General features: G+C 57.2%; 15 protein-coding genes. 8 read left to right on the top strand and 7 right to left on the bottom strand.

Annotation, left to right across the window (positions count from 1 at the left end; genetic code table 11):
- Both GSQ80_RS17455 and GSQ80_RS17460 read left to right on the top strand, forming a co-directional pair.
- Positions 1-419, top strand: a 419-nt coding sequence (locus GSQ80_RS17455) for an ROK family protein (protein ID WP_158788950.1), incomplete at its 5' end; no start/stop codon positions are given.
- The gene (locus GSQ80_RS17460) at positions 406-1,251 is read left to right on the top strand and encodes an MFS transporter (protein ID WP_371315734.1); all 846 of its coding nucleotides are present in this window, start codon (positions 406-408) and stop codon (positions 1,249-1,251) included. The genes GSQ80_RS17455 and GSQ80_RS17460, both read left to right, overlap by 14 nt.
- A gap of 213 nt (positions 1,252-1,464) precedes the next feature.
- Here GSQ80_RS17460 and GSQ80_RS17465 read toward each other — a convergent pair whose 3' ends face one another.
- From GSQ80_RS17465 to GSQ80_RS17490, 6 genes are all read right to left on the bottom strand, one after another.
- Positions 1,465-2,322, bottom strand: coding sequence for a sigma-70 family RNA polymerase sigma factor (locus GSQ80_RS17465; protein ID WP_158788951.1), 858 nt, complete (start codon positions 2,320-2,322; stop codon positions 1,465-1,467).
- 13 nt (positions 2,323-2,335) lie between these two features.
- Positions 2,336-2,641, bottom strand: coding sequence for an antibiotic biosynthesis monooxygenase (locus tag GSQ80_RS17470; RefSeq protein ID WP_158788952.1), 306 nt, complete (start codon positions 2,639-2,641; stop codon positions 2,336-2,338).
- A 331-nt stretch (positions 2,642-2,972) separates the two neighbouring features.
- Complete coding sequence (locus tag GSQ80_RS17475) at positions 2,973-3,254, bottom strand: TSUP family transporter (protein ID WP_254059738.1); 282 nt, start codon at positions 3,252-3,254, stop codon at positions 2,973-2,975.
- Positions 3,255-3,286: 32 nt separating this feature from the next.
- A complete protein-coding gene (locus tag GSQ80_RS17480; RefSeq protein WP_158788953.1) occupies positions 3,287-4,726 on the bottom strand; it encodes a TolC family protein in 1,440 nt (479 codons plus the stop codon).
- Positions 4,723-7,950 carry an efflux RND transporter permease subunit gene (locus GSQ80_RS17485; protein WP_158788954.1) on the bottom strand — a complete coding sequence of 1,076 codons (3,228 nt, stop codon included), beginning with the start codon at positions 7,948-7,950 and terminating at the stop codon, positions 4,723-4,725. Before GSQ80_RS17485 ends, GSQ80_RS17480 begins: the two co-directional genes overlap by 4 nt.
- Positions 7,951-7,952: 2 nt before the next feature.
- Positions 7,953-9,203: an efflux RND transporter periplasmic adaptor subunit gene (locus GSQ80_RS17490; protein ID WP_158788955.1), complete on the bottom strand. Its 1,251-nt coding sequence runs from the start codon at positions 9,201-9,203 to the stop codon at positions 7,953-7,955.
- A 980-nt stretch (positions 9,204-10,183) separates the two neighbouring features.
- Between GSQ80_RS17490 and GSQ80_RS17495 the strand changes: the two genes are divergently transcribed.
- A complete protein-coding gene (locus GSQ80_RS17495) occupies positions 10,184-11,356 on the top strand; it encodes an MFS transporter (protein ID WP_158788956.1) in 1,173 nt (390 codons plus the stop codon).
- Positions 11,357-11,434: 78 nt separating this feature from the next.
- Positions 11,435-12,850 carry an aldehyde dehydrogenase family protein gene (locus tag GSQ80_RS17500; protein WP_158788957.1) on the top strand — a complete coding sequence of 472 codons (1,416 nt, stop codon included), beginning with the start codon at positions 11,435-11,437 and terminating at the stop codon, positions 12,848-12,850.
- On the opposite strand, the gene GSQ80_RS17505 is transcribed toward GSQ80_RS17500, so the two are convergent.
- Positions 12,804-13,547, bottom strand: coding sequence for a TetR/AcrR family transcriptional regulator (locus GSQ80_RS17505; protein ID WP_158788958.1), 744 nt, complete (start codon positions 13,545-13,547; stop codon positions 12,804-12,806). The two genes, GSQ80_RS17500 and GSQ80_RS17505, sit on opposite strands and share 47 nt — an antisense overlap.
- A gap of 307 nt (positions 13,548-13,854) precedes the next feature.
- Here GSQ80_RS17505 and GSQ80_RS17510 point away from each other — a divergent pair, with 307 nt between their 5' ends.
- From GSQ80_RS17510 to GSQ80_RS17525, 4 genes are read left to right on the top strand one after another with little or no spacing between them, the layout of a single operon-like run.
- A complete protein-coding gene (locus GSQ80_RS17510; protein ID WP_216850416.1) occupies positions 13,855-15,456 on the top strand; it encodes an FGGY-family carbohydrate kinase in 1,602 nt (533 codons plus the stop codon).
- Entirely contained in the window at positions 15,453-16,112 is a 660-nt protein-coding gene (locus GSQ80_RS17515; protein ID WP_216850418.1) for a class II aldolase/adducin family protein, read from the top strand. Before GSQ80_RS17510 ends, GSQ80_RS17515 begins: the two co-directional genes overlap by 4 nt.
- Positions 16,109-17,590, top strand: a complete 1,482-nt coding sequence (locus tag GSQ80_RS17520; RefSeq protein ID WP_158788959.1) for an aspartate aminotransferase family protein — start codon at positions 16,109-16,111, stop codon at positions 17,588-17,590. The genes GSQ80_RS17515 and GSQ80_RS17520 overlap by 4 nt, the downstream gene beginning before the upstream one ends.
- A 12-nt stretch (positions 17,591-17,602) precedes the next feature.
- Positions 17,603-18,268: a class II aldolase/adducin family protein gene (locus GSQ80_RS17525; RefSeq protein ID WP_158788960.1), complete on the top strand. Its 666-nt coding sequence runs from the start codon at positions 17,603-17,605 to the stop codon at positions 18,266-18,268.
- Positions 18,269-18,343 lie beyond the last annotated feature (75 nt).

Consider the following 18,343-nt stretch of genomic DNA (forward strand, 5'->3'; position numbering starts at 1 on the left):
TGGCTAGAGAGCGCATGGGTTCGGAGGCGCCATCCAGCTCGCATGCGATCTTCCTCATGGCGAGCGAAGGAGAACCGCGAGCTCTCTCGATCTTCGAGACAGTCGGTCACTCGCTGGCAATCGCCCTTACCGGGCTTGTGAACACGCTGAATCTGCCTCTTTATCTTCTGGGTGGCGGCGTTTGCGAGGCATGGGAGATGTTTGCTCCGCGCATGTTTCGCGAGCTGCGTGTACGTAGCTACGTGTACCGGCTGACCGAACCGGGCGAGAGAGACCCTGCAGGTCTGGAACGGCATAAGACTTATATCTTGCGCGCACAGCTTGGCTCTGGAGCGGGTTTGTTGGGCGCTTGTCTCCTGCCGTACGAGCGTCAAGCTTCGACCTCCACCAGTCAGGAGAACCTGCTTGTCCATAAATAAATATGTGGTCCGCAGCACTCTAGTCGGTGCTCTGGGCGGTTTGCTCTTTGGCTTCAATACAGCGGTGATCTCCGGGACCACAGCAGGGTTAACACATGCCTTCGGGTTGTCAGTGCGGCAGCTTGGAATTACCGTCTCCATTGCCTTATGGGGAACAGTCGTTGGTGCGCTCGCAGCCGGTGTTCTCGGCCAAAGGTATGGCTCTCGGGAGATGCTTCGTCTTACGGCAGTTCTCTATCTGATTTCTTCGATCGGGTGCGCAATTGCGCCAATCCTCCCACTGCTGCTCGTTGCGCGGTTCCTGGGTGGCTTGGGTATTGGCGGTTCCTCCGTGCTCGGACCTGTGTACATCGCCGAACTGGCTCCGGCACACCTGCGAGGGCGCCTCGTCGGTACGTTTCAGGTCAACATTGTGATCGGTATTTTGCTGGCATACCTTTCGAATTACCTTATCAGCTTGCTCAGGCTTGGGGCGCACGAGTGGCGTTGGGAGTTCGGCGTGGCCAGTGTGCCGGCTTTTATCTTTTTCTGCCTGCTGTTTACGATTCCCCGAAGCGCACGCTGGCTTACCACCCAAAGCCGGTCTGAACTTGGCAACTTCATTCGCCGTGTGTTCCGTGAACGTCTTGATGGTCTGCACGTGACCATCTTCGCGGAGGGTGAAGTCGGCAGCTGTAAGGTTATGGGCGGGATTTTGATGGGCGTCTGTAACGACTATGTCGACGACGACGAGGTCGGTGTTGAGCTGAAAAGTTGTGTTGGGGACCGCTTGAGGGGATTGTTCGATCGCGACAATCGAAGTAAATGCAGGGAGGGTGAGGAAGCAATATAGTAAAGCCCGCGCCATAAGCCGGTCCCTCATGAACACCAACCACATATAACACGAAGTGGGTGCGGACAGGTTTGATTCGCCAGAGTCGATGTTCGGCAAAGTCTGGTTATCGGCAGGTTCGGATTCCAGGGCGAAGTTGCCGAAACACCGTTTTGCGGGAATGAGCGGCTGCTGACGGTAAGCCGACGTACCGTCGCGCGCAAGGATCTGATTTTACGGTAGACGAAACCAATCCAAGCCTTCTGTCACATAAGAAGCGAACAAGAAGTCCCGTATGACGGCGATTTTCTCGCCTTGCCAGCCGATCAGCACGAAGTGCGTTGGCCTTTCCATCTCTTCGTTGCAATCGAAACCAAGCAGGGCCGGCCGGCCTTCGACTGCGCCCAGTACGAATTGCCACCGCGCCTCCTCTGCGTAACGCGTGAAATAGGCGCCGACTTTTTCGCGGCCCTCCATTTGGACTCGGTTTACGAGATCGAGCTTGACCCCTTCGGCCAGCATTTCTCGAATCGCATCGAAGTCGCCTCCTTGAAACAGAGCCACATATCGAGAAAGCAGATTGCGTTCCAGATCTGTCATGACCGGCAAACGAATGTCTTCTGGCTCGGCGGCTAGCCGGCGTAGGTTCGCGCGGCCTCGCTGCAGGGCGGACTTGGCTGCTGCCGTCGTGCATCCCGCGACCGACGCGATCTCTTCTGCGGAATACCCAAGGACGTCTTTCATGACGACCGCACAGCGCTGCAGTTCCGGGAGCCGCAGGAAGGTCCGAAAGCTGATCGAAACCACCTGCGTCTCCTGCAAAGGGGGGGACGCGAGATCGTCGGGCAACGGGAGGATGTCTTGGCGCGCCCGGGAGCGCAGAACGTCGAGGCTGGCGTTGTGCGCGATGCGGAACAACCAGCCTTCCACATTGTCCTGAGGCATGTCAGGTGACCATGCCCGAATTGCTTTGAGCAGCGTCTCCTGTAACACATCTTCGCCATCCACCGTTGAGCCAACCATGCGAGCGCAGTAGCGATGCAGACGTGGACGGAGTTCCTCCAAGCGTTGATGAAATCCTGCGTTATCCATGGTTCCACCTTACCTAGCTGGCTTCACTCAGTACAACGTGCCCCTGCATCGACTCGAGCGTGGCAAGCTCCCGAATTTTCGGGAAATACGCTACCAATCGCGCATCGGAACGCATCATCGCAATATCTTCCTGTGATCTCCATTCCGAATAGATGACAACACTGGCACCGTCACTTGCAGCAATCAGCCGAGTAGACACCCAGCCTTGCAACCGGCTGATCACATCCCGGGTACTCGCCTCGAGCATTTCGATCACCGTGGCCTGTTTCGACGGCTCCATCTTCAGCAGATTTACCAAAACCACAAATTCGTTTTTCATCTCAGTTCTCCACTTCCGTGAATTCGCCGTTTTCCTTCTTGGAAACGGCTTACTTCAGGAACGAAGTTACTATCGAAAACGAATCGGCCTGCTCTACTTTTCTAAAACTGACAGTGGTACTGAGAAGCGGACATCGTCTGCCCTGTCGTCCGTGCCGTTCCCCGAAAGTCGCGTTTTTGGCAACTATGCCTCGACGTTCCGAAAGCGCGGTTTTTCGCGAGCTGTCGGCTAGGGTATTGGTTTGCTTGGCGGCGTCCGATACGTTCTCGGATCTTTGACCGAAGGAAGCTGCCGCGGAGTAGAGCAATACGATGCCGGATACGATGGCGATCTAGTGGGTTGAGACTTTAGCTGTGAGATACGCGCTGAGAAGAGCTCCGAGAGTCGTGGCTGTTTCGAGGAACATGCCGACTCTAATGTTGGATAGGCCTTCGGGAACATAGGCAACGGCCGCGCCTGAGGATGTCGCAATGACGGAGAGCAGCGAGGCACCGATGGCGTATCGGATGTCCACTTCGAATAGGAGCGCGAGCACGGGAACGATGGCGACACCACCGCCGAGACCAGTGAGAGACCCGAGGAGGCCGGCAACGACCGAGGTGGCGAAGAGCAAGCTCGCGAAGAGGATGAGGCTCTCGTGATCTTTCAGGGTGCCAGGTTGCCGCGCGCGAAGTCGAGGGAGCGGAGAGACAGAAGGTAATCGTAGCGCGCGTTGACTGCCGCGACGCTGGCCTGGGTCCCTTGCAGTTGCGCCTGGCTGAGTTCGACGATGGAGCTCAGGCCTAGTTTGTACCTGGTCTGTGCCAGAGCGAGCGCCTGGGCGGTTTGTTCCCGAAACTGATCAGCAACAGCGATGCGGCGAAAGGCTGTCTGCGCGTTGAGTAGGGCGATGCGGACATCCCGGGCGATGGAATTAGATAAGTCTTGTGCCTGCTTTTCGGCGGCTTTTTGCCGAAGGCGGGCCTCCTGCGTTTGGGCATCGATGCGGAAACCGGTGAAGAGCGGGAGAGTAAGGTTCACTCCTCCTGCGGCATACCAGTTGGGGACGAAGACTCCATCTGGAGCGACGGGCGTGTAGCCTCCCAGCGCCAAGGCGGAGATGGTCGGCAGATGCTGCAGGTGCTGCGCCGTAGCTAACTTCTGGTCGGCCGCGGCATCGAAGCGGAGGGCTTGGAGATCAGGGCGCTGGGCCTGTGCGGTGGAATTGATAGCCGCAGAGCTATCGGGCGCTGGCGGTGTTGGTGGCGCGGCCTCAGGGTCTTCGACAGCGCGATAGAGCGTGTCAGCGGGCATAGCAAGCACGGCGGCAAGGGTAGCACTGGCGGAGGCGACTGCGTCCTCGGTGTCGAGTTGGAGGAGTTGCGCCTGTGAGAGATCGGCTGAGGCGATGTTGAGGTCGAGATCGCTTTTGAGAGCGCTCTTGGTGAGGGCTGAGGTTAGGTTTTGGACATCGCCTCGGGCGGCGACGGTCGCCTTGGCTACATCGAGCAGAGCCTGAGCGTTGAGCAAACGATAGAAGGCCTCATCGGTCGCGAGCAGGACATCCTGTTCGGTGGCGAGTGCGGTCTGGTCCTGGGCTTTCTGTTGGAGTTTATTGGAGGCAACCAGGTCACGAGTGTGCCCAAAGTCTGTAATGAGCTGCGACAGCGAACCACCGGTGCCGGCGTGAGTGTAAAGACGCGAGTCTGTAAGAGCACCGGCGCCGATGCGGGTCGCATCCTCGGCTTTTTCCGCGGTGATGGCGCCGGAGATCTGAGGGAGCTCGGCCGATCGGGTTTCGCGCGTGACTTGTCCGGCTGCGAGGGCAAGGAGACGATTGGCGGTGATGCGTGGATTATTCCTGAGGGCCAGGCGCTCCGCCTCAGTGCGTGTGATGGCAGTGGCGGCCGTTGCGGGATTAATGAGGGGTAGCTGTCGGCTTGGAGGCTCGGCTTGAGATTGAGCTTGGACAGCCAGCGGATCAGTAGTTGCGTGCCTCAAGGAAGTTGACGGAGGCAGCGGGGCGGCGGGGAGATCGTTCGTGCTGGCCTGCGCGAGCATGGGAAGCGGTGCTGCGAAGATGAGAAAGAGGAGGCAAATTTTCATGCGGTCGCCCCGAGCGTCTGCGATGAATCTCCTGAGGGAGCTATGCCGGTGTTTGATCTGCGAGCTTCTATGTGGCGATGAATGATTAGGTAGGCGCTCGGCACGAGGAAGACCGTAACGACGCCGGAGACGGTGAGGCCGCCGAGGATGGCGCGGGCAAGCGGGGCGTATTGTTCGCTGCCTGCCTCGATAGCGAGCGCCATGGGGATGAGGCCGAGGACGGTAGCGAGGGTCGTCATAAGGATCGGGCGCAGACGGACCTTACAGGCAGTGATGATGGCGTCTTCGAGTTTGTATCCCTGCCCGCGGAGTTGGCCGGTGAACTCGACGATCAGAATGCTATCTGAGACGACGATGCCGGTCATCATGAGAACTCCCATGAGGCTCATGATGTTGATGGTGGTGCCGGTGAGGAGAAGGAATAGGATGACGCCCGAGATACCGGGAGGGATGGCGAGCAGAATGATGAAGGGATCAACAAACGAAGCGAACTGCGCCATCAGGATCAGGAAGACGAGCACGATCGACATGATGAGGCCGATCGCAAAGGAGCGGAAGGACCGGTTCATATTGTTGACGGTACCGCGCGCGGCGAGGATCGTTCCATGCGGCGGGTGCATCTCCGTGACGATCTTGTTAACGTCTTTGCTGACAGGGGCAAGGTTCTCCGCTTTGGGCATCACGTAGACGTCGAAAACGCGGCGGAGCTGGTAATGATCGACTTCGGTCGGCGTGTTGATGGATTGAATGGATGCGACGGTTTCGAGGGGAGTGGTGGTCTTGCCGTCGGCAGAGCGCAGGGGGATTTGCTTGAAGTCGTTGAGGGTTTGAACCTGTGTCTCTGGATACTGGACCGTGAGCATGTAGTTGTTGCCGGTCTTCTGGTCAATCCAGTAGCTGGGAGCCACCATTCCGTTGGAGGTCATCGCCGTGATGACACTGTCGACAATGGTTTTTGGGGTTAGACCTTCGAGGCTTGCCTGCTGACGGTCGATGTTGAGCGCGAGGCCCGGGTAGTCGATGTCCTGAGGGATGAGAACGTCGCTCACACCGGCGACTGCACGCATCTTTCTCGCAAGCTGTTGTGCAACGGCATAGCCACCGTCCATATCGTTGGTGCTGACCTGGATATCAAAGGGGGCGGGAAGGCCCTGGTTGACGATGGAATCTACGAGACCTCCGGACTGGAAGTAGGTCTGGACGGCGGGAAGGTCCGCTGCTAGTTTCGCTCGTACGCGCTGCATGCAGACAAAGCTGCTGAGGCTGTGGTCTTCCTTCAGGCTTACTTGGACGAAGGCGGTATGCATTCCGGAGTTTGGGGTGTAGATCGCTGAGAGGTCGGGCGTGACTCCGATGTTGGAGACGATCATGTTGAGATCTTTGGGCTCGATGACGTCGCGTACATCCTGCTCGACATGAGCGATGTACTGATCGGTGAGTTCAATACGTGTTCCGGTAGGAGTCTTGACGCTGATCACGAATTGACCGGGATCTGTGCGGGGGAAATAGGCTCGGCCAAGAAATGGAGCGAGCGCAAAACTGAGTGCGACGAAGATGGAGAACACAACGATCACCAGCGCGGGTCTGGCGAGGCAGTAGTGAATGGCTTTGTCGTAGTGTTCCTGCAGCCAACCGAAGCCCTGATTGAAACGGGAGACGGTGCGGGCAAATAGACTGGTTTGGGCGTGACCACCACGCATCCTCTCGGGTACGGGATCGTTACTTTGCGCGGACTCGTGCTCCTCACTATGGCCGGTGCGTTTAATGAAGCGGGAGCAGAAGAGTGGAACGACGGTCATCGCGACGACGTATGAACAGAAGAGTGCGATGACAACGGCGAGCGCCAGCGCCGTAAAGAGATACTTGCTTACGCCAGTGAGCAGGACGACGGGGAAGAAAACGATGGCGGTGCTGAAGGTCGCTGCCAACACAGCGAGTTGAACTTCTTTGCCGCCTTCCTGCGAAGCCTTAACCGGGTCTTCGCCCATCTCGAAGTGGCGAAAGATGTTTTCGAGCACTACGACGGAGTTGTCGATGAGGCGGGAGAGAACGAGGGCCATGCCGCCGAGAACCATAGTGTTGATGGAGTCGCCGAACGCCTTCAGGACGAGGAAAGTAGCTATGCAGGAGATTGGGATGGAGAGCAGAACGGCGACTGTGGCACGTATGTTGCCGAGGAAGAGCAGGATCATGATGCCGGTGAGGCAGAGGCCAATCGCGCCCTCACTGATGACATTCTTGATGGCAGTTTTTACGAAGACGGATTGATCAAAAACAACCCTGGTCTCAAGCTGTTGGGGAATATCCAGGAGATGGGCAGTGGCTTTACGGACACCGTTGACGATGGTGATGGTGTTGGAATCGCCGCCCTGCTTGAGGACGGGAATGTAGACGGAGTGCTGTCCATCGACGCGGACGATGTTGGTCTGGAGCTGGCCGCCGTCGACTGCATGACCTACGTCGCCTACGAGGATGGAGGCGTTGCCGACTGTTTTGAGCGGGATGCTGTTGACGTCGTCGGGCGTGGGCACCTGGCTGTTGGCGTAGATGTTGTAGTCCTTGGGGCCGATGCGGACGTCGCCGGCGGGAAGGATCAGGTTCGAGTCGTTGACTGCGTGGACAACGTCCATGATGCCGAGCTGCGATGCCTGTAGCTTAAGCGGATCGACATAAACCATGATCTGCCGGTAAGTTCCGCCATAGGGCTGGGGAACAGAGGCGCCGGGGACGTTGGCCACCTGATTTCGGACGCTGAACTGTGCGACGTCCTTGAGCTCGGTCTGATTCATGCCGGCGCCCTTGAGGGTGATGAGACAGACTGGAAGATTTGCTGCGTCGAAACTGAGCACGACGGGTGGGAGGGTTCCCGGCGGCAGACGGCGCAGGTTCGCCATCGCGAGGTTCGAGATGCTGCTCACCGCTGCTGTCGGGTCAGTGCCAGGCTGGAAGTAAATCTTGATCAGGCTGACGCCAGACATCGAGCGCGATTCAATATGGTCGATGTTGCTTCCGAGGGTAAAGAAGCGCTCATCGCTGTCGGTGATGTTGGATTCGATTTGTTGGGGCGGCATCCCCGCATAGAACGTCGCGACGACGACGATCGGGATATTGATAGGTGGGAAGAGGTCGACGGGCATGGAAGTGATTGCTGCGACGCCAACGACGACGACGATCATGCACGCCATCAGAATGAAGAAGGGATAACGAATCGCAAAGAAGGACATGGTTACCGGCCGCCCTTCGGATTCGCTTGATAGTTCGCGAGGTCGTTCCTGGCAGGCTGTGGAGTGACCTGCTGGCCGGGTTGCAGTTCTGACTGGCCACCAATGATGACCTCGTCGCCGGCTTTGAGACCTGAGGTAATCTCCTGCGAGTTCGAACCGCTTATACCCAGCACAATAGGCTGCTTCCGCGCTCGATTGTTGCTGTCGACCAGCATTACGGAAGGTTGATCGCCTTGGATGATGGCGCTCGCAGGAATGATGAGTGCGTCATTTTTCTGCTCCAGATTGAAGGTCACATCCGCGTACATCCCGGGTGTGAGCGTCAGATCTGGGTTGTTCACGTCAACTTCGGTCAACATTGTCCTGGTCGCGCTCGATACATCCCGCGTATAACGCACGACTGTACCGGGAAACTGCTGACCGGTCGCCTGCACGTGGACGGTGACTTGGGAGCCGATGTGCACGAGTGGCACATCCCGCTCAGGAACCGGCATACGGAGACGCAATACATCGCTCTGGGCGAGCCGGACCACACCCTGGTTCAACCCCTCAGTGGTTCCTGCCGGGATGAGCGCACCGGTGTCCGCATAGCGCATGGTGACCACGCCGTTGTAAGGAGCAGTGATGGTAGCGTATTGCTCCATGCTGCTGACTCTCAGATTCTCGGCTCGCGAGACACCCAGCTGTCCTTGCGCGGCGGCAACGGCCGATTTGGCAGCTTCGACTTGTGCGGCGGCTGATCTATCTTTCGCCAGAGCGTCGTCAAGCTCCTGTGCCGCAACCAATCCAGGCTGTTGGTCCGACGCCTGCTTCAGGCGGCCGTAGTTGGCATGGACGGCAGCATAATTGGCCTGCCCCATCGACACTTCATTCTGGAGTCGCCCGATGTTTTGCTGCGTCTGGGTTATACCAGCCTCAGCTCCAGCAACCTCAGCTTGCAGCTCAGGAACTTCCAACACGGCGAGCGTCTGTCCCTTGCGCACGCGGTCACCAATGTCCACGTAGATGTGGCGGATGTAGCCGGAAACCTTACCGTGAACGTCGATCTCCTGATACGCCTGAAATACTCCGGCGACGGTTAGCTGATTAGCGATGAAGCCGGCGTGGGCTGTTGCAACGGATACAGAGGGTAAAGCCGCCACAGGATCGACGGGAGCCCCTTGCTCATAGTGATGAGCATGCCAAAAATAGATAAGCAACAGCGCTGCAGCCAAAGAACAAGTAACAGTCACAAGAGGACGCTTGATTCGCATCGCAGACCTTCCTTCAAAGGGATTCCCAAATGATCCGCGGGAGGGTCTTATCTCCAGCGACTAGTCGAGAAAACGTCCTTCGTGCGGGGGTGGTCGAAGATAGAGAATCGGGGCTCGACGAAGCGGCGACAGGTTGATGGCCGTTTCGCGGCGATGAGGCCTCGTCCGGTACGTCCCAGCCGCCTCGTCAAGAGAGAAGAGCGCTCTCACTATGACGGGAATCTGAACCACGTTGTAGCCATCTGCGGCGTGGGCTATTGCGCTCTTTGCGGCATCGCTGCCACGAGTACACACTTTAGCTGGGGACGAACAAGCCAAACCTTCTGACCTGTAAAGTGACAGCTTATATCCCGTGCCCCAGGCAAAAATCATGAAGGCGAGGACAACGCAAAAACCACCGTACAGAGGAACATGCCCCTTCGATCGCAGAGTTCGAGATTGGTTTACGTATTCCAATTGAGCGATGTACGTTGGAATCCTTATGGACCCCCCCCGCACCATGTTTAGAGAAGCATTGGCCGAAATAGGTTGTTTTCCTAAGGTTGCGCATGGGATTCTGAAACAATTCAGGCACTTCCCGATAAGTCGACTTATCGGCAACTTCAACCTGGACGGGAGGTTCAGCGTTGCCGGCTAGAAGGCCGGTTTGCCTTGAAAGGTTTAGTAGCCACAGTGAAGACCCGCGTAGTTTGGTCAAATGTGGGTTGAACAGGCTCAATACTTTTTTACTTGTTCTCCGAATACCTTTTCTGGAATTGATTCACATTTCCCTACGAAGCTAAGCGGTCCACAGGGCAGCCGCCGACTTCGACGTGAGTTAAAAGGTCTTGGCGGCAAGTTTCGGTTGACAGCTTCTTGAAAGAAATCTCTAATTACGTGAGCAATAGTCATGTATGGCCTTTCTGCCCGGAGCGCACCATGAAAACTAATGTGACGGTAATTAGTGGTTTCTGTTTTCGACTTGCTGGACGGATGGCACCATGCTAAGAAAGCTAGTGCCGAACAAGAGGGACAGGCTCATTCTCCTGCCCGCGATCGGTTCGCAGTTCATTGTGTCGACCAGCCTGTTTCTGATGCCCGTCTTGATCGATAGCCTGCAGGTGAAAGCGGGACTTTCGGGGAGGGCCGCTGGATTCCTGCTCAGCATGGAACTGGTTGTATCGGCATGTACGACCCTGTTTCTTTCGGCTAAGCTGCACGTCCATTCAACACGACGATGGGCATTGTTTGGTGGGCTGCTGGCCATCTTGGGTACTGTCCTCACATTTGTATCTCCTCTTCTTCCAGCGCTGATTGGTGCCCGCTTGACCGCGGGAATCGGCGCGGGGATCGTAGGCGCGGAGGCGACGAGCGTTCTGTCCCGCGGAATCGAGCGTGAGAAGCTGATTGCTGCTGTGACTATTTCGTCGATCGCCAACGCTGCCATCTGGCTGGCGATCTTGCCTTACCTCGTTGACAGGCTTGGATACCGGGGGCCGTACGCGTGCCTATTGCTGATCAACCTCATCGGCACGGTTCTGTTGAGGCGCCTGCCCTCGCTATCCAAACAGAAGGGAATCAGCGAGAATCCAGCGCGATCGCCATTCAACCTGGCCGCCATGCTCGTCGTCGCAGCGATTTTTCTGACGCAGCTTGGCCAAGGCGCATTTTGGAGTTTGGAGGAGACGTTTGGCCGGCGAGCGGGATTCAGTAGCTACACAATCGGAATTTTGCTTGGCGCCGCTACGCTTCTCTTGCTGCTCGGCGCGGTAGGATCCGCGTGGGCCAGCGAGCGATTCGGACGCTTTTCGGGGATGTTGATTCTCATCGTCGTGAATGCGCTGTCTATTTTGTTCATCAGCACGATTACAGTTCACTGGGTCTTTGTCGCCGCAAACATTTTGCAGTCGATCACGAATCTCTCTTCCGTGATTTACCAACTCGGTCTCTCCGCGTCTATCGACCGGACAGGGCGAGTGATTGCAGCGAGCACTGGTTTGGTGACGCTTGGCAATGGGCTTGGCCCCAGCCTGTCTGCCAGCGTGAGTGGAGCTTTCGGTCCGTCAAGCGTGGGCGTCGTCGTCCTCGCATTCAACGTGATCGCGCTGATGTTGTATTGTGCGGTCAAATTGCGTGATACAGAGCGACAGCCCTTGTCTGCATCTGTAACGTGACCGGTTCTTCGCGTTTAGAGCTAGCTTGAGTTGCTGGTGTCAGCGTCGTCCCCAGATGAAACAGCAAAGGATGAAGAGGTGCAGCCTGTGAACACTTGTGCGATTGAAACGGCAGGCGCGGTCTTTCCAGCTGAGCGTATCGAACTGCTGCGGCAGCGTGTTGACGAGGGAATCTCGCGCTCGCTCTCTTGGCGTCTAGACCAACTCGAAGGACTACTGCGCTTTCTCGCGGACAACGAGGACGCAATCCTGGCAGCGTTGAAAGCGGATCTAGGGCGCTGTACGACCGAAGCACGGATGGCGGATATTTCCATGGTTCGGTCAGAGGTGCGGCTTATCCGGCGAAATCTAAAGAAGTGGCTACGGCCTCACCGCGTATCGACGCCCATTGCCGCCCAACCAGGGCGAAGCTGGATACAGCAGGAACCTTTTGGGTTGGCGCTGATTCTCGGGACCTGGAACTATCCGTTTCAGCAGGTTCTGATCCCGCTCGCAGGAGCGTTGGCGGCTGGAAATTCGGCAGTCGTGAAACTCTCGGAAGTCGCGCCGCACTCTGCTGCGCTGATGGCCGAACAGCTGGAGAAATACATCGATCGGACGGCGCTTGTCGTGGTGACCGGTGGGCCGGAAGCCGCAACACGGCTTCTCGAAAACCGGTTCGACAAGATTTTTTATACCGGCTCGAGTCATGTGGGACGGATCGTGATGAAGGCCGCGGCTGCCTATCTGACACCCGTTACGCTCGAACTCGGGGGGAAGAATCCCGTTATCGTGGCTGCGGATGCACCGCTAGCGGTGGCAGCCAGACGGGTCGCGTGGGGGCGGTTTATGAACGCAGGACAGATCTGCGTCGCGCCAGACTATGTACTCATAGACGAATCCAGGCGACTCCCTTTCATCGAGGCATTGCGAGATGCGATTGCACGTTTTTATGGACTTGATCCCAAGAACAGCGAATCCTACGGTCGGATCGTTGACCAGCACCATTTTGAGAGGTTATTGGGTTTGATGCAGAATGGCCGCATTGCAATTGGAGGAGAAACGGAGGCCGCGGAACGCTACATCGCGCCTACCGTACTTACTGATGTACCCGACGGTGCCGCTGCTCTGGAAGAGGAAATCTTCGGCCCGATACTGCCCGTTGTCGGCTATCGGACGCTCGATGAGGGCCTGGCGATTATCAGGACACGACCCAAGCCATTAGCCCTTTACCTTTTCACCGAGGATCGCTCTTTGCAGGAGCGTGTCATCCGCGATATCGGTTGCGGAAGTGTGGTGGTGAACGACGTGGTCGTCAATCAGATTGTGCCTGGCCTGCCGTTTGGCGGCGTGGGCAACAGCGGCATGGGTTCTTTCCATGGACGATTTACCTTCGAGGCCTTTTCCCACTCGAAGGCCGTCGTGAAAAGGGCCCTATGGGCCGATCTCGATGTGCGCTATCCACCCTTTAGCGACTGGAAGGATCGGATTTTGCAGTGGCTGATTTCCGTTTAGCTTGAGCCGTGGGCATCGCAGTTTTGCGATGCTTTTTCCCCTGGGGGAAGGAGTGCTCGGGTCTTTCCAGGGTTGCCGGATCAATCAGCAAGGACAGCGCCGTCTTGAGAGAAGACAGGATGCGGGAACGGTGAGGCTCGGGCAGCGCGAGGGCGAGACGCGTGGTCGCACTGGCCGCCTCGATCGCGATCAAAGCGCGATCAAAGACGGCAGCCGGATCGCCATGGGGATATTTCTGCTGGAGAGCGTCGGCAATGAGCCTGGCATTGGCAAGCGTGTCGTCGACGTTGAGTGCACGCAATTCCATAGACGCCGTGACGCAACTCCATATCTCGATGAAAGCCGGATTGGAGGCCTGAAGTTCAGCCATCTTATTGATGATGATCTCGTTCAGATGTCGGGGTTCAATTTTCCCTTCCTCAACCCAATTGCGAATTCCATTTGCAAGGGTTTCAGAGATAGCAGAGGTGTAGCGAGTCCACATCTCGCGCACGATGGCAAGTTTCATCGGGAAGTACTGATACACCGTTGCGATGGGCATCTTCGCTTCGCGAGCAATTTCGCGCATCGACGTACTTTCGTATCCACGTGCAGCGAACAGGTGCAAAGCTGCTTCCAACACTGCTTCAAAACGGGCCTGACTACGCTCCTGTCGGGGGATTCGTTTTATGAGTGTCCTGTCCTCCACCTCAAACATCTTCCCTCCACGATGGGTCGAACCCGTCTATTGCTCCGTTTAGACCATACACTATTTGGGTTCTCAAGCAGGCAGTCGTGGCCAATAGTCGAACAGGGATTCTCTGCATCATTTAGTGCATTTGAGCCACCACGATGGAGCTATTCTTCGCGATCCGCCTGACGTTGAATATCTCTATTTGACATAACATGACTGTTGCTCATATTATGAGACAACTGAGCAATGCCGTGTAATGGTTGTCTGCGTTCGCTTGGGATGATTGGTGAAGTGCAACTGGACGGAGATAGCCGCAAGTACTGGAGGGGCTGTGGTCGCAAAATCTCACAACCAATTCGTGCTTGCAGTCGACCTAGGAACTTCCGGCTGTAAATGCGCGCTGGCGCGGCTGGACGGTACCGTAGATCAGTGGGCGTTTCGCTCATTCCCTCTGCACATAGTCGACGAGATTGGCGCGGAGCAGGACCCTGAAGATTGGTGGAGCGCTTTTATTGGGGCAGCGCGCGAACTGATTGCGACACTCCCCGAGAGCCAGGGTGAGATCGTTGCGATCTGCTGTTCCAGCCAGGGCGAATGTACGGTCGCAGTGAACAAGGAAGGCCAGCCGCTGCAGCGTGCGATGTCGTGGGTGGACATGCGGGGAGGCGAAGCGATTCGTCGGCGGGCCGGGGCCGGCAGGTTCTCCGTGGCCGGCTACGATCCCATTAAATTGATGCGTTGGATCGGGCGCACTGGCGGAGCCCCAAGCCTTTCAGGAAAAGATACTGCGGGCCACATGGCGTATATCCAGGAGGCGTGGCCCGCGATTTACGACCAGACCTATAAGTTCCTCAACGCGCTCGACTATATGAACCTGCGGCTCACGGGTCGTTTCGCAGCGACAGTGGATTCGATCCTGACCTCATGGGTAACGGATAATCGTGACGCCAGTAACATTCGTTACGACGCGAAGCTGGTCGGGCAATCCGGCATCGCGATGGACAAGTTGCCCGAAATTGTGCTGTGTACCGATATACTCGGCCCACTTTGCGTCTCCGCTGCGGAAGCGTTAGGGCTGCCTCAGGAGACGCGCGTCGTTGCTGGAGCGGTGGACAACTCCGCCGCAGCGATCGGATCGGGGGCAGTTCGGGACGGAGAGGCGCACCTTTATATAGGCACCTCTTCGTGGATTGGAGCGCACGTCCCTTTCAAGAAGTCAGACTTGTCCTCACGAATCGCCTCCATACCTTGCGCGATACGCGGGCGCTACCTGGCAATCGCTCTGCAGTCCGCGGCGGGCTCGAATCTCTCGTTTCTGTGTGACAAGATTCTCTTCGATGAGGACGAACTCGGCACCGAGCGCCCAACCGACGTCTACGCCAAACTGGACCGCATGGCAGCGTCTGTGCCGCCGGGCGCTCGAGGCCTGCTATACGCTCCGTGGCTTTGCGGAGAGCGTAGTCCGGTCGACAACCCTAGCTTGCGCGCAGGTCTTCTGAATCTATCGTTACAGCATTCCCGAAGAGATATTGTTCGCGCCATCATGGAAGGCGTTGCCTTCAATACGCGCTGGATGACGACGCCAGTCAACCATTTTCTTGGAAAGCCAATGGAACAAATCACGATGGTTGGCGGAGGAGCCAGCTCCGATGTCTGGTGCCAGATCTTTGCCGATGTTCTGGGCGTTCGAATCCTTCAGCCCGAGGCTCCGATCCAGGCCAATGCGATCGGCGCAGCGTTCATCGCCGGCGTGGGGATCGGCGCGATCTCTTACGACGACGTTCCGAGCCTGACGCGCATTCGTCAGGCATACGAGCCGGACATGGAGAGAAAGGCGATGTACAACGTGGCCTTTGAGAATTACAAATTTGCATACAAACGGCTCCGTCCTCTGTATCGCCGCTTCAATCCGGGCAAGAGGACAAGTCTATGAGCTTCGATCAGGCGCGCCGTGCGGTCATTTCTACATGCCTGGAACTAGCCGACAAGGGATACCTGGCTGGAACCGGGGGAAATGTTGCATTCCGCATCGACGACGATCACTTCGCGATCACACCTTCGGCAACAGATTATTACGCGATGCATCCTGAGGACATTTGTGTTCTTCGCATGGGCGATCTTGTTTCCGTAGCAGGGGACCGTAAACCTTCCGTTGAGCTTCGACTACACGCCAACGTATTTAAGACGCGGCGAGACTGCAACGCCAGCATTCACACGCACCAGCCCATTGCGAGTTCTTACACCTTACTCGGGCGTGCGCTCGAGGTGCGTGATCCGGCCCTTCGGGCGATTCTTGGGCCAAGGGCTGAGATCGTAAGCTACGCCCCCTCGGGCACGAGCTGGCTCGCCGCGAAGCTGGGCAAGGCAGTAAAGCCGGATATCCATGCGTACCTGATGCGCAATCACGGTGTGGTGTGTTGTGGTCCGACGCTGGGGAAGACGGTGGCCCGACTCGAAGCGCTGGAGGCAGCCTGCACCGCTTTCTTCCGCACGGAAATCAAATGTCTAGAGTTCAATTTTCTCCGACCCTCCTCGGGAGAGGCTCTCACACTGCTGCACGACTTTGAGGAGATGGAGTTTGCTCAATGAATAGCACTGCCGTCAGTTTGCCAACCAATGACATCGATCTGGCTCCGGAGTACGGTATCTCGGAATGGCCCGATACGGTATCTCTGTACGAGCGCTTAGCGGCCTTGGTTCGTCAGCCGATCCGTCCGATCCGGCGTGAAAACATGACGACGGTCCTGGAATACTTTCAGGAAAAGTGCGTCGCTTCTTTGCGCGTCTCTGAAGAAGCCTCACGAGTGATCCCCGGCGGCGTTCAACACAATCTTGCATTCAATTACCCATTTCCGTTGGCGTTTACAGAAGCCAAGGGTGCCTATCTCACGGACATCGACGGCAACCGGTATATTGACTTCCTCAAGGCCGGTGGCCCGATACTGCTTGGCTCCAATGATCCGACGGTGCGAAAGCATGTTGTCGAGTTGCTTGATTCCTGCGGCCCGGTTACTGGTCTCCTGCATGAATACGAGGTGAAACTGGCCGAGGTGGTGTGCGAGGCTATGCCGTCGATCGAGATGTTCCGCATGCTGGGGTCAGGAACAGAGGCGGTGATGGCGGCGCTTCGGCTCGCACGCGCATACACGGGTCGAAAGTGGATCATCAAGATCGGCGCGGGATATCACGGCTGGAGCGACCAGATGGTGTACGGGATGCGGCTGCCGGGGACGGGACGCAGAGAGGCGATCGGCATTCCGCGGTCTTCTACAGCGTACATCCAGGAGCGCTACCCCAATGATCTGGGCGCTCTGCGACGGACCTTGATGTTGAACAGGCTGCGCGGGGGGACTGCAGCGATCATCGTGGAGCCGTTGGGCCCCGAGAGTGGAACCCGACCTGTGGAGCGGGATTTCAATCGGCAGCTCCAGATTCTCTGCAAGGAGTTTGGAGCGCTCCTCATCTTCGACGAGGTAGTCACCGGATTCCGCGTTGGGATGGGCGGTGCGCAAGGATATTTCGGAGTAAAGCCAGACATCACGGTGCTGGGAAAATGCCTCACAGGGGGCTACCCGATGGCTGGCGGCATCGGCGGACGCAGCGATGTGATGATGTTGTTGGCAGGCGGTATCGGGACGACCTCGAAACGTGCCTTTGTCGGTGGAACCCTGTCGGCCAATCCTCTGTCCTGTGCTGCTGGTTACTTCGGCATTCAGGAGATGAGGCGCACGGGGGCTGCTGTGAAGGCGGGGCGCGCGGGCGATCGTTTGCGGAAGGGGCTGGACGGAATTATCGAGCGACTTGGCTTGCCGTTTGTCGCTTACAATATGGGCTCTATCGTCCATCTTCAGACTTCCGGTGTCATGCTCATGAGCATGCGCAATCCGCTCAAAGTGATGAAAGAAGCTGGACCCCGCAAACACATGATGGAAGAGATGGGAGCTGCGTTCAGCGCGCATGGGCTGGTGACGCTGGCGGGCAGCCGCATCTACACGGGACTCGCCGATACGGATGAGGTGATCGATGACGCACTGAATCGCTTTGAAGATGTCTTGAAACTTGTTTGAGGAGAGGTTTTAGTGCAGCTGACGCAGATGAAAAATGACTTAGTGGAAGGCTGCGACCGTCTTGCGAGCAAGGGTTTTCTGCACACCTCGTACGACAGTTTCTCCTTGAGAGTCCCCGGCAAAACGGCGATGGTCCTGGTGTCGGGGCAGAAAGACTGGCGCAATCTTAGCGTCGTCGATGTTCGTGTGGTTCCGTTTTCGGTGAAGGATGATTCAAGCGGCCTCCACGCATTTATCTATGAGCAGCGGGGCGACGTCGGTTGCGTCGCCATTTCGAGTCCGCGAGGAGTTGAGTTGCTTGCCAGCCTGGGCGTCCCGCTGCCGCCGATTTTCGACGAACAGGTACGGCATATTGGCACATCCGAGGGATCGCTCGCGAACGCGGAAGCCGTACGTTGTGGCAACCTCTGGAAAGCGTTCGAGAAGGGGGCGAACGCTGCGCTGCTCGGCGAGCAGCTCGTATGCCTCGGCATGACCCGCGAGCGGGCCCTCTTCAACACTGAACTCTACGAGAAATGCGCGAGGGCTTATGTGCTTGCGAAGGCGTGTGACAAACGGATCAATCACATTCCGTTTTGGGTTCGAATGATTGCGTATCGCCGTTTGTTGAAGGACGAAGCTGTCGCCTGCACCAGCTATCGCGAAGGCCGGATTCCGGAAGCCATCCAGGCCTATTGAATGTCACCCCCATACGGCGCAGAAAGACGGACGAACGCGTGATTGGACAGTTCAGAGAAAAGGTAAGCGATATTC

The sequence above is a fragment of the Granulicella sp. L46 genome (genome assembly GCF_009765785.1).
GTDB lineage: Bacteria > Acidobacteriota > Terriglobia > Terriglobales > Acidobacteriaceae > Granulicella.